Annotated in this window: 9 protein-coding genes; 1 reads left to right on the top strand and 8 read right to left on the bottom strand. The window is 42.4% G+C overall.

Features of this window, described 5'->3' with window-relative positions; all coding sequences use genetic code 11:
* Positions 1-23: 23 nt before the first annotated feature.
* The 4 genes from VNZ46_RS25295 to VNZ46_RS25280 form a co-directional block, all read right to left on the bottom strand.
* Entirely contained in the window at positions 24-1,682 is a 1,659-nt protein-coding gene (locus VNZ46_RS25295) for an altronate dehydratase family protein (protein WP_325563799.1), read from the bottom strand.
* On the bottom strand, positions 1,682-2,017 hold the full coding sequence (locus VNZ46_RS25290; RefSeq protein WP_325563798.1) for an L-rhamnose mutarotase: 336 nt from the start codon (positions 2,015-2,017) through the stop codon (positions 1,682-1,684). The genes VNZ46_RS25295 and VNZ46_RS25290 overlap by 1 nt, the downstream gene beginning before the upstream one ends.
* A 27-nt stretch (positions 2,018-2,044) precedes the next feature.
* Positions 2,045-3,295, bottom strand: coding sequence for an L-fucose:H+ symporter permease (fucP, locus tag VNZ46_RS25285; RefSeq protein ID WP_325563796.1), 1,251 nt, complete (start codon positions 3,293-3,295; stop codon positions 2,045-2,047).
* 164 nt (positions 3,296-3,459) lie between these two features.
* On the bottom strand, positions 3,460-4,593 hold the full coding sequence (locus tag VNZ46_RS25280; protein WP_325563794.1) for a glycoside hydrolase family 88/105 protein: 1,134 nt from the start codon (positions 4,591-4,593) through the stop codon (positions 3,460-3,462).
* Between the two features lie 206 nt (positions 4,594-4,799).
* On the opposite strand from VNZ46_RS25280, the gene VNZ46_RS25275 reads away from it, so the two are divergent.
* On the top strand, positions 4,800-6,320 hold the full coding sequence (locus tag VNZ46_RS25275) for a hypothetical protein (protein ID WP_325563792.1): 1,521 nt from the start codon (positions 4,800-4,802) through the stop codon (positions 6,318-6,320).
* A gap of 92 nt (positions 6,321-6,412) precedes the next feature.
* On the opposite strand, the gene VNZ46_RS25270 is transcribed toward VNZ46_RS25275, so the two are convergent.
* From VNZ46_RS25270 to VNZ46_RS25255, 4 genes are all read right to left on the bottom strand, one after another.
* Complete coding sequence (locus tag VNZ46_RS25270; protein WP_325563790.1) at positions 6,413-7,591, bottom strand: glycoside hydrolase family 88 protein; 1,179 nt, start codon at positions 7,589-7,591, stop codon at positions 6,413-6,415.
* 19 nt (positions 7,592-7,610) lie between these two features.
* A complete protein-coding gene (locus VNZ46_RS25265; protein ID WP_325563788.1) occupies positions 7,611-9,761 on the bottom strand; it encodes a TIM-barrel domain-containing protein in 2,151 nt (716 codons plus the stop codon).
* Positions 9,762-9,871: 110 nt separating this feature from the next.
* Positions 9,872-10,300: a CBS domain-containing protein gene (locus tag VNZ46_RS25260; RefSeq protein ID WP_325563786.1), complete on the bottom strand. Its 429-nt coding sequence runs from the start codon at positions 10,298-10,300 to the stop codon at positions 9,872-9,874.
* Positions 10,301-10,405: 105 nt separating this feature from the next.
* The coding region (locus VNZ46_RS25255) for a hybrid sensor histidine kinase/response regulator transcription factor (protein ID WP_325563784.1) at positions 10,406-13,004 on the bottom strand (2,599 nt) is incomplete at its 5' end.

Below are 13,004 nucleotides of genomic sequence, written 5' to 3'. Positions count from 1 at the left end.
AAACTAAACATGATCTATATAATTTATAATGAAACTCCTCTTTTCCATGGGATGAAATCATCCTGATTTAACAATACTGCTTTAGGAGTTATTTCGCCACTGGCAGCTTTGATACAATACTCTAAAATCTCCTCGCCCATTTGTTCAATGGTTTTTTCACCGCGAATAATTGCTCCGGTATCGATATCAATAATATCACCCATTCTATTGGTAAGCGCTGTATTTGTCGCTATTTTAATAACAGGACAAACAGGGTTTCCTGTTGGCGTACCTAAACCTGTAGTAAAGAGGATTAATGTGGCGCCACTAGCAGCTTTTCCAGTGGTTGCTTCCACATCATTTCCAGGAGTGCATACCAAGCTTAAGCCTGGTTTAGTTGCAGGTTCTGTATAATCCAAAACATCTACAACTGGAGAAGTACCTGCCTTTTTAGCTGCTCCCGTACTTTTGATCGCGTCCGTAATTAAGCCATCTTTTATATTTCCCGGTGATGGGTTCATGTGAAATCCTGAACCCACGGCATGGGCTTGCGCATCATATTCCTGCATAAGTCTGATAAACTTATCAGCGGTAGGTTTATCTACACATCTGTCAATAATGTTTTGCTCAGCTCCACATAATTCCGGGAATTCTGCCAACAGAACCTTAGCACCAAGGGCAACTAACAAATCAGAAGTATAACCAACTGACGGGTTAGCAGAGATACCACTAAAGCCATCGCTACCGCCACACTTAACACCAACACAAAGCTGACTTAGTGGAGCAGGGCTTCTTTCTATTTTATTGATCTCCGTTAAACCGGCGAAGGTTTTAAGAATTGCATCTTTGACCAGTTGCTCTTCGCTTTGGCTTTGCTGCTGTTCAAAAATTAAGACTTTTTTGCTAAAGTTAGGATTGCGCTCCTTAATGTCATTTAACAAACTTTGAGTTTGCAAGTGCTGACAACCAAGGCTAAGCACAGTGATACCGGCCACATTTGGATGATCCGCATAAGCAGCTAATAAATTACTTAATAAATCAGAATCCTGACGTGTACCCCCGCAGCCACCCTGGTGATTCAGGAATTTTATGCCATCAACGTTTTTGAATACTCTGTTTCTGGTTACCTGTGCAGAACCAATATCAGCTACATCAAAAGATTCGATTGATTCGCCATCCTGATAGGCAGTAAGCAACTGGTCTGTAAATTGTTTGTACTTATCAGTTACATTATAGCCCAAAGTGTTGTACAACGATTCTTTTATGACATCAAGATTTCTGTTTTCACAAAAAACAGTTGGAATAAACAACCAGTAATTTGCTGTTCCCACTTTACCATCCTCACGGTGATATCCGTTGAATGTTCTGTTTTTGAACTTTGATACATCGGGTGCCTGCCATTGATAATTTACATCTCTGTAGGCATAATCCTGAGAAGCATGATGAACATTTTCGGTCGTCATCAGTCCTCCCTGAGGAATAAAAGTAGTGGCTTTACCAACCAAAACCCCATACATTAACACATCCTCACCAATTGCCCTTTCCGTTATAAAGAACTTATGCTTTGCATGTACATCATCCTGTAAATTGAACGTTAAGTTATTCCATTCAATTTTTTGTCCTTTTGGCAAATCCTGCAAGGCTACCAGCACATTATCGTCTGGATGTATCTGCAAGAAACTTTTATTAGTTATTACTGACATTATGCTTTTAATTCAAATATTTTATCCATTATCACCCATTTCTCACCTGGTTTAGAACCCGGTATAGCCTGCTGATACTTCCACATTAATTTTTCCCATTCCTGCACCTTTTCGTTCGAGGCATCCATTGCCCCTTTCTTTTCAAAGCTAAATTTACCATTTACTTCCATCATCATAAACAGCCTATTGCCATATCTGTAAATTTCCATGGCATCAATACCTGCAGAGGTAATACTGTCCTGGATTTCAGGCCATACCTGCTGATGCATGACTTCATATTCTTTGATCAGATCAGGATCATTTACCAGATCAAGCGCTAAACAATATCTTTTCATCTTATATATTTTTCTACGGTTTTTATCTTATGCTCTTTTAACAACCTTGTGTCCGGTTATACCGAATAGGAATACCACAGCAAAGCATATTAACGGCACTATATAGCCAACTTGAATATCGGCCAAATCAGTAATATAACCCATTGCCGGTGGCAATAATGCCCCACCTACGATGGACATGATGATCAGACTACTTCCAAATTTTGTGTCCTTTCCAAGATCTTTGATCCCCAGAGAGAAGATAGTTGGGAACATGATGGACATGAAGAATGCAATACCAATAACAGCAAATAGGGCTACAGTACCGTGAGATACCATGGCCACCACACACAGCGCCATACTGGCTACTGCATAAATAGCTAATAAACGTTCTGCTTTTATAAATTTCATCAGGAAAGTACCAAGTACACGCCCCGTTAGAAAAGCTAGTCCCATCCCAATACCTGCATAGCCGGCTGCCTTTTGCTGATCAATTTCTGCAGCTTTGGTAGCATATAGTATAAAAAAGCTAAACACACAAACCTGAGCACCTACATAAAAAAACTGCGTAAGAACAGCCCACCTCAGGTGTTTGTGTTTAAGCGCATCCATTAATGTATGGTCGGCTGCTTTATCGCCAGGCTCTTGTGTTTCAACAATTTCAGGTAATTTCAGAAAAACAAAGATGATGGCAATAACAAGAATAATACCTCCTAATACTAAATAAGGCGTTTTTACTGACGAAGCTTCTGATGCCAAAGCAAATTCCCTTGCAGAAGCAGTCATCTTACTCAATTCGGCATCTGAAATTCCTTTTATTAAAATAATTTTGGCACCAATTATCGGAGCGGTCATTGCCGCAAGCCCATTAAATGACTGCGCAAAATTCAAACGAAAAGTTGCAGTTTCGGGAGGACCAAGCAATGATGCATATGGATTAGCGGCCGTTTCCAGAATGGTCAGTCCACAGGCAATAATAAATAATGCCCCTAAAAAGAACACATAAGCCTGCGTATTTGCAGCCGGTATAAATAAAAATGATCCTATAGCAAACAGCGCTAAGCCTATAATGATCCCTGTTTTATAACCATACTTTTTCATAATGAATCCTGCCGGAAGCGCCATAACGAAGTAAGCGATAAATACAGCAGAGTCAACCAATGATGCTTCTAAAGTACTTAGACTAAAAGACCTTTTTAAATGCGGAATTAGAATTGGATCTAAATTATGAACAAAGCCCCACATAAAAAACAGGGAGGTAATCATAATAAATGGGAACAGGTACTTGTTCTTAGACATGTGGTTATCAGGTTATAATTTGAAATCAAAGGAAGTTAAAAAATAAACCCGGGTTATGTAAAATCTTACCCAATCATTCAAGCAAATTGACATTTTTAGAGCAGAAAAAATGGCGATTAAACAAAATGAATCGATTTCGTAAACCAGAAACGGGTATAAAAATATTATTGCAATAATGCTGTGGCAGACCACAATACAGGAGCCTGACCATGCAAATCGCCTGTTAGTTTTTTCCTGTCAAGGTAAAACTGCCGGCTGGTGTTTTTATTGGTACCCTCGCAAACATCACGAACATCCCCGTTCACATCAATACAACCCACCAGTGCTATCCATGCTTTTCTTGCTGCCGGTGCATAGGTCTTTGCATCCAGCCAGCCTTTTTTCACACCAGTAATCATTGCATAAGTAAACATCCCTGTAGAAGAACTTTCTTCCCAGGATTCTGCATCATCAATCAACTGTCTCCACATGCCATTTGGCGCCTGGTATTTCAATAATGAAGCCATCATATCTTTATAGCCCTTCATAATTCTTGCTCTGTCAGCTTGTTTTGCAGGAAGGGAGCTCAACAACTCCGCCATTCCGGCAGCCATCCAGCCATTTCCCCTGCCCCAGTAAAACGGTGCGGTCGGCGCATGATAGAATAAACCATTTGGCTTCTGCAGGGAATCCAGATAAACCACCATTTCTTTCGCTGCCCTGTCCAGATACTTTTGCTCACCTGTAGCCTGAAAAGCTTGATTTTGAAGTGCAGTGATCATAAACATATCATCAATCCACATTCGGGTCTGCCAGGCCAATCCCTTTTTATAAAACTCGTGAGATTCAGCAACAACTCTCGGACCCTCTGGAGCGCCCCATTGTTTATCTGCAATTCCCTTACCCAAATCGAGGTATTTCTGCTGTTTGGTCTGTATATATAATTGCAAAGGTACTGAACCAAACACCGCATAATCTACATGGTCAGGCACAGGAATCATCTTCGCTTCTTCCCCAAACAATGGCTCAAATCTCTTTTCCAGCTGGCCCAGCAATACCTTATTCTGCGTCACACCTGCAAATTTAAGTGCTCCGTACCAGGTACAGGTTTCAGGATAGGTAATGACTTTTGGCGGCCCTGGCCTTCCAAAATTGGTATGTGGCGTGGCTATAAAATGATCGGCTATCCGCTGTCCCACTTCCTTCGGGTCAAAACCTTTAGGCCAGTTTTTCAAATCTGTTTTATTTTGTGCCAACCCTGCTGAAGAAATTAAAATTGATACAGCGATCAAAGAGTGTTTTACAAATGCTGAATTCATATTTACAAATTAAATAATGTAATGAGTATTGCAATAAAGCCAAATTAACCCAGGCATTATTCTACGGAATTGCCTTATTATTCAATTGTATTGTCAGTCATCTTCCAAAAGCACTGCCAAAATAATTGAATCATTTGCCTTTGTAATTGAATATCTGGCTTTATTTTTAAACTAAACTTAAAGACCAAAACAAGACAACCAAATATATGAGATCCCTAAACATTTATACCGCGATTTTCACCATACTTCTAAGTACATGTGCGTTTAAAATAGCCACAGAATCACAATGGCAGTCTAAACTTGTCCATATTAAAAGTGATGGCAGCCTTACCTATACACCCGATGAAAAAGGGAATCAGATCCCCGACTTTAGCTATGTGGGCTACCACCACGGAAATACCCAAATCCCTGAGGTCAAAGTAGTCAAATCCATCGCGCCTGATGGCACAAATGACCAGCAGATCATACAACAGGCCATTGATGAAGTATCAAAACTTCAACCCGACAAAAATGGCATTAGAGGAGCTATTCTGTTGAAAAGAGGGATTTATAAAATTCCCGGTACCCTGCAACTGCAAGCAGGCGGCGTTGTGCTCCGCGGCGAAGGAGATCAAAAAGAAGGTACCCGTCTCATTGCGACCGGTAAAGGTCAACGTTCCTTATTGAAAATAAACGGCCAGGGAAAACCAGCTTCTGTGGAAAAAACACGCACCAATATAACCAATAACTATGTGGGCACCGGAAGTTTTTCAGTAAATGTACAGAATGCCAGTCAATTTCATGCCGGCGATCAGGTGATCTTGTATTATCCAGGAAGCCAGAACTGGATCTCAGATCTGAAAATGGATCAGATTGAAGCAAGAAAAGGCACCAAGCAGTGGCAGGCTGAAGAATATAACCTGGCTTTTCAGCGCGAGATCACCAAAATTGAAGGGGACAAACTTTGGCTGGACAACCCTGTCGTAATGGAGATCAATCCAAAATATACCGCAGCTCAAGTCTACGCTTACACCTTTAGCGGCCGGATTTCCGAATCAGGCGTTGAAAACATCTATTTCGAGTCAGAATTTCAGGGGGATACCGATGAAGATCATGGCTGGATAGCAATAGACTTCAACAACATCGAAAACGGATGGGTAAGGAATATTACGGCTGTCCATTTCGGATATGCAGCAGTAAGCCTTGGAAGCCAGGCAAAAAACATCACTGTAAGAGATTCCAGATGTTTAGACCCAAAATCGATCATTACGGGCAGCCGCAGATATTCATTCAACAATGACGGTCAGCTCAACCTGTTTATGAATATGGAAACCACCTATGGAAGACACGACTACGTAACCGGAGCAAAAACCCTGGGCCCGAATGTCTTTTTCAATGGCAAAACCAGACAGTCACAAAGCGATATCGGCCCTCACCATCGCTGGGCAGTAGGTACACTTTATGATAATATCGATACCGATGGAGACATTGACATCCAGGACCGTGGTAACTACGGCAGCGGACATGGCTGGTCTGGTGTAACCCAAATCCTATGGAATTGCAAAGCAAAAAGAGCCGCGGTACAAAGTCCGTGGGTATCTGGTTTAAACTATGCCATTGGTTTACAGGGTCAAAAGTACCCTGGCAGATTTACCGACAGACCTGATGGATTCTGGGAAGGTCAGAACAAGCGGAATCTGAACCCTTCCTCCCTGTATTTAGCACAATTGGCTGCAAGGAAGAAGTAATAGCTGCTGCATACCATCCTTGGGGCAAAGTGGATACGGCTTCGCAAAAAGTACTTGTTTTGCGAAGCTGGTATGGGATTTCTGCGAAGAAGCTATTTCGCTTTCCTGGTCAGTGCTTCCAGATAATAGTAATCTCCATAAGACAAAGGAACATCAACCTCACTGTTAGAAGGTTTAGACCCTGTACTGTGCAGTAAGATAAATCCCTTTGCCGTCCCGGCAGGCGCAACATAATCGGTACTTAAACTGTATAAAATCTTATCCGCTTTCTTCAGATAATCAACCTTATTGGCCTTACTATAACCACTAAGCTCGTACAGCGCAGAAGAAATCACAGCAGCAGCAGAAGCATCCCTGGGTTCATTCGGAATACCAGGGGCATTAAAATCCCAGTACGGAACCAAATCCTTCGGCATATTTGGATGGCTGAAAATATAATGCGCAATATGTTCCGCCTGCTTCAAATAAGCCGGGTTGTGCGTATAGCGGTAGCACATGGTATACCCATATAAACCCCAGGCCTGTCCCCTGGCCCAGGCAGATGCATCACTATATCCCTGATGTGTTGTTCTCTTCAAAACTGCTCCGGTATTCGGATCGTAATCCACTACATGATAAGAACTATAATCTGCCCGGAAATGATTTTTCATCGTTGTATTGGCATGACTTACCGCAATTTTGTAAAAAGAAGAATCTCCGGTCAGCCTTGTCGCCTCAAATAACAATTCCAGATTCAGCATATTATCGATAATGGTTGGATTCACCCATTTGTCCCGGCTGTGGTCCCAGGAACGGATCACGCCGGTTTTTGGATTAAAACGCGTAGAAAGCGTTTTCGCAGATTCAATCAGCACCTCTTTGTAATGCGCATCCTTAGTCAGCTGATACCCTGTTCCCACACTACAATATACTTTAAAGCCCATATCGTGGGTTGTGCCGTTATCTTTTTCCTTTTCTATAGATGCCGTAAACTGCTTCGCCTCTGCCATTCTCTTTGCAGAATGGTCATTCTCATACAAATACCATAATACCCCGGGAAAGAAACCACTGGTCCAGTCTTTCGAAGCCACCAGCTTCAATTCCCCTTTTTCCAATGTCCTTGGCGACACCAGACTGGTATTCTTGTTCCCTTCCAGTTCTTTCAGCATCAGGTCTGTTTGCAATTCAGCATGCTGAAAAGCCTTTTTTACGTTTACTTTTTGTGCATCTGAGGAATTCACCCCTCCTATAAACAAGCCCGCTGCAAGCATGGCGATGTGTATATTCTTCATCCTGTTCTTTATTTGGTCTCTATTTGGTCATTTGTTTAAAGGTAACTTTTCCAATGGTATTTGGCATACCCTTTTGTGCAGCGGCAATCTGGCCTTTAATTCCGCCATCCTTTTGTCTTTCTACACGTATCTCCCGGAAAGAATATTGTCCCTTTTCATAGTCATAACTTTCCCCGTCATCGTCATATAATTTATAACGACCAGGCTGTTCTCCATAATACCTGATTTCCAGGTCCGTTTTTTCCTTTGCCCCAGGCACATGCAACCTCGGCTGCATCATAGGAATCACCGCCCCATCCTTCACATAGACCGGAATCTTATTCAAGCCCGGCGTTACCGTAATCACCTCACCATTGCCAACATAGGCACCGGTAAAGAAATCGTACCATTTTCCTTTAGGAAGAATAACCTGTCTGGCGGTTTGCCCTGTAAATAAAGGTGCCACCAATAAACTTTCCCCAGCCATATACTGGTCCTTGATTTCCTTACTCACCGCTTCGGCATAAGGGTTTTCTTCCAGGTTGGTATCCCCTTTTACTTTCACTACTCCAGTAGAGAAGCCCTCCTCTAATGACATGCCCCTAAAAGGCGGCATGCCTTCAAAATGATACTTTGCAAACTCCGAATACCAGTAAGGCAACATTTGCATTCTCAACAGGGCCATTTCTTTTACCTGCTCAGCCACTTCCGGGAAGGACCAGGGTTTGGTGCTGCTGGACCAGGCATTAATCATCGCCATGGGCGAAAAAACAACGGTCTGCATTCTCCGGAGCCATTCTTCTGGTGTTTTAGAGGCCCTCACTTCCGGCGTCCACAATACCCCGGAGTATCCGCTGTTGATCAGCGCTGTAATGAAATCTTCATGATTGTAATAATCATCATAGATCACGTAAGGAAAAGCATTGGCCCCGCCATTAGAAGCCCTCACCAATCCATAAGTTCTTTTATTGAGTTTTCTAAACATTTCTGTACTGTAGCGCTGCATCAGCACACCGTAGGTTTGACGCATTTGCTCGGCGCTCGTTCCCGATGGAAAAGTTGCTACATCAGGCCACAGGTAATGGTCATAACCATCCACCTCATCAATCTTATAGCCACTTACCCCGAGGCTAACCTGATCTTGCTGCATCTGGCCAAACAGAATATCTCTGGCTTGAGGCGTCAGCAAATCAGGCACTACGCCATTCCAAACCGTATGGGAGCCGGTATAAGGCAATATATTTTTATAAAAAGGCGCATCTGGCGAAACATAAGGGTTGGTCCACAAATTGATCCGCACGCCTTTATCCAGCATAGTCTTTACAAAAGTTTTAGGATCAGGATAACGTCCTTTATCCCATTCAAAGGTGCAGGGATAAGCTTTACTCTGCCAGCCGGGTTCCAAGCCAACAAAGTCCAGCGGGTAGCCATTCTTTTCAAATTCACTGACTTCCTTTTCTACATCTGCAGCCGTAGAAAGTGTTTTTACACGCTGCGTAAATCCAAGGCCCCATCTTGGAGGCAATGGTCCTCCTCCCATAAAGAGGTTATAACGCTTAATGGCGTCTATAGGCTTTGGTCCGGTAAAAACAAAAAATTCCAATCCCTCGGCAGCCACCAGGATTTCTACCGCATCAGAATAAGGCCGGGAAGACCAGCTCTTATCTGTATTTCGGTCTTTCGGTGCAGCAGGCGTTTCACTGTCCTTACGCACCGCAGAACCAACATACATATTGATATAACGGGCCGTATTGATAAAAACCCCATAACCTTTAGAAGACACATAAAAAGGTACCGGGGCATGTGTACGACCATTGTCTTTACCGCCAAAATGATCTACATGCAATTGCAGCACTTTTCCCCGCTGGTGAATGGTCTGGAAGTTGAGTCCAAGGCCATAAATCTGCTCCCCTTTTTCCAGAGGAAAACGCAAATACGTCTTTCCGTCTATGATTTGAGTATGAATGGCTTCTTTGGCCAGAGGAAAATTCACTGAGGGAAGTTTAGAAAGCGCGCTTGCATTAGCGGTTGCTCCGGAGGCTTTGATCAGGTCATAAGCTTCAGGTTTTCCAGCTACCCCCTTCCACACACCAGGTTCTACTTCATTCCAGTTCAATCCCTGCGCATGAACAGCCCCACACGGACTGATGCATAAAAAAACAATTAGTAATCTACGGCGAATGCTCCACATGAAAAATACAGTTTAAATCTCAAAGAAAGGACTTCCCCTTTATGATTTTTAAACAATATACGCCAGTCATTCAATTATATTGGCATTTGACCAGAAGCTTTTGCTCCTTTTTAGCTGTTGATATAACTTTCCAAAGCGTTGATGGTATGTTTCTGATCTTCAATAATGAACTTCACGACATCCCCGATGGATACCATACCCGCAATCAAGCCTTCATGCACCACAGGCAAATGCCTGATGTGCCTGTCGGTCATAGTCTGCATGCAGGATTCTATAGAGTCCTGGTATTTTACAGTAACCGGATCAGAGGTCATCACCTCAGAAATCAAGGTATCCTGTGAAGACTTTCCGTGCAGAATGATCTTTCTGGCATAATCGCGTTCAGTAAAAATGCCCTGAAGTTTTTGTCCATCCAAGATAAGCAAGGCACTGATGTTCTTTTCCATCATGACTTTGAGCGCATCTAACACAGAAATTTCTGCAGGAACTGAATAAACTTCTGCTGATTTGGTACTGAGTAACTGTTGAACTGTCTTCATATGCCTGAAATTTGATATTAAATTTAATAAAAAAATAATTCAATTCAAAATCAATAAAGCATACAAAATATTGATGATCAAACGCTTTACACCATCAAAAACTTCCTATTTTTTTGAATTTGCGTATTTCTTTGGTGTAATTCCAAACTGTTTCTGAAAACTTCTGGTAAACTGGGCCTGGGAATTAAAACCAATCATTGTTGCAATTTTGTAGATTTTATAATCACTCTCCACCAACAGCGCCGCTCCTCTTTTTAATCGGCTGATATTAATTAAAGCATGAGGACTTAAATTGGAAATGGATTTTATTTTCCGGTATAGAGTTGGACGGCTCATGTTCATGGCCTCCGCCAAATGATCTACATCAAACAAGTTTCCAGCCATATGTTTGTTGATCACTTCGTCGAGTTTATCCAGAAAGAGCTTATCGTTCTGGTTATTGGCCAGACAATGCAGGTGAGCCACCGGCGAACTGGCATAATGATTTCTCATCTTCTCTCTGGCCGACAGCAGGTTATGAACTTGTGACAAGAGATGTTCAGGAGAAAATGGTTTTTCAATATAAGCATCAGCTCCCGACTCCAATCCTTCTATCCTGGAATGCAGATCATTACGTGCAGTGAGCAGAATAACGGGCGTATGGGTATAATCAGCGTTTTCCTTTATCCTGCGGCACAATTCAAATCCATCCATACCCGGCATTACCACATCACTGATCACCAGTTGAATATTGGCATCCTCCATCATATCCTGTGCTTTATCTCCATCAGCAGCCTGCAATACCTGGTAATCCCTGGCAAGCACACCTGCAATAAACGTCCGTACATCCTTGTTGTCTTCCACCAATAACAAGGTAGCCCGTGTGGGTCCGCCTTCCTGATTCCCTTCATTTGGGCTATCATTTTCAGGCAGAGACTGCACTTTCTCAATAATAAATTCTTTATGGTGATGAAGCGGGAGTTCCAGCACAAAAGTATTCATCTGTTCATCGCTGAACTCCATATCCAAATGACCTTCATGAAGTAAGGCCAGCGACCGGGCCAGCGGCAGGCCAATACCTGTCCCATTATTCTTATTGCCTATTCTGAAAAAAGGTTCAAATATCTTTTCACGCAAACGCTCAGGAATCAAGTGCCCGTCATTCTTGATTTCAATCCTGAAATCCTTCCCGGTTGGACGAAGGCGGATCAGTACTTTTTTAGCGGCATACTTTACAGCATTGTCCAATAAATTACTTAAAATTTTATTGAGCGCCTCAGGATCAGCATATGCAAAAAGTATTTCTCCCGGAAGATCTATGGCAAAGGAAATACCCTTCAATACGGCCGTTCCCTGGAACTGCAGATAATTCTGTTCCAGCAATTCTGAAATGTTAACCAATACAAAATTCAGACTAAATCCCTTCTGTTCCGTCTTTCTGAAATCCAGCAGCTGATTCGTCAATTCCAGAAGCCGGTTGGTGTTTTTCTCCATCGTGAGCAGGCTTCCCTGTATGCCAGACTGATGCCCGGATTGTTTCATTACATCTTCCAGAGGGCCCTTGATCAGGGTAAGCGGAGTTCTGATCTCATGGGTCAGGTAAGTAAAAAATTCTATCTTGGCCCGGTACACCTCTTTCTCCTTCTCCACCTCCAGTGCTTCAAATTTTTGTCTATTCCTCGCTTCTGTCCTTTGATGATAATTCCTCACCAGATAATAAACCATCCCCGTTAAAAGAACAATATAAAAAGCAAATGCCCAGTTGCTGGCCCAGAATGGCGGCAGTACCCTTATTTTCAATACCGTTATTTGACTATCCCATCGTCCTCCATCGGAAGAAGCCTGGACCATAAATTCATAAGATCCGGGCAGCAGTTTTGTGAAATAGACTTTCTGATTGTTTTTCAAATGTGTCCATTTCTTATCCATACCCTCCATTTTATAACGATACTCCGTCATCTCCGGAGCAGTATAACTTAATGCAGAAAAATCAATATTAAAGGTAGACTGTTCATACTTAAGCGTGACCTCTTTAGTAAAATTAATAGACTTGCTCAGCGGAGAGTTTTCTTTATGAATAGGCAGGTCCTGGTTGAACACCTGGAAGTTGGTGATGTATACCGGTGGTGTAAAATTGTTTTGAATAAAACAGTTTGGATCAAAGCGGATAAAACCCTTTAAACTTCCAAAATACATCCGTCCGTTGCTGTCTTTAAAACCCGAACTATAATTAAACTGGTCACCCAGCAAACCGTTGGCATTGGTATAGGATTTCGTACTGCCTGTTGATGGATTAAAGCAAACCAAACCTTTTGAAGTACTGATCCATAGAAGATGCTTCTGATCTTCCAATATATTATAAAATACATTGCTGGGAAACCCATCTTTCTTTTCGTATACGCTGAATTTTCCCTTTTTTTCATCCAGCCTGCACAAGCCGTTTTCTGTACTTACCCAGAGCCTGTCCATATGATCGAGGAACAAACCATTAATGGAATTACTGCTCAGGCTGTTTTCGTCCTTCGGGTCATTTTTATAATAACCGGTTTTTCTGGTAGAAGGATTATAAAAATACAGTCCATCCCGTAAAGTAGCCGCCCAGAGTGTTCCTTTAGGATCTTCCAGAAGCGCAGCATAATGATAATAGGCAGGAAACTGGGGCAATTGCGTAAAATCATTGCTTGCCCTGTTGTATTGGTGAAGACCCGCAGAGGTTCCGACCAGG

The sequence above is a fragment of the Pedobacter sp. genome (genome assembly GCF_035566355.1).
Lineage (GTDB): Bacteria > Bacteroidota > Bacteroidia > Sphingobacteriales > Sphingobacteriaceae > Pedobacter.
This window is presented reverse-complemented; position numbering and strand designations above follow the sequence as displayed.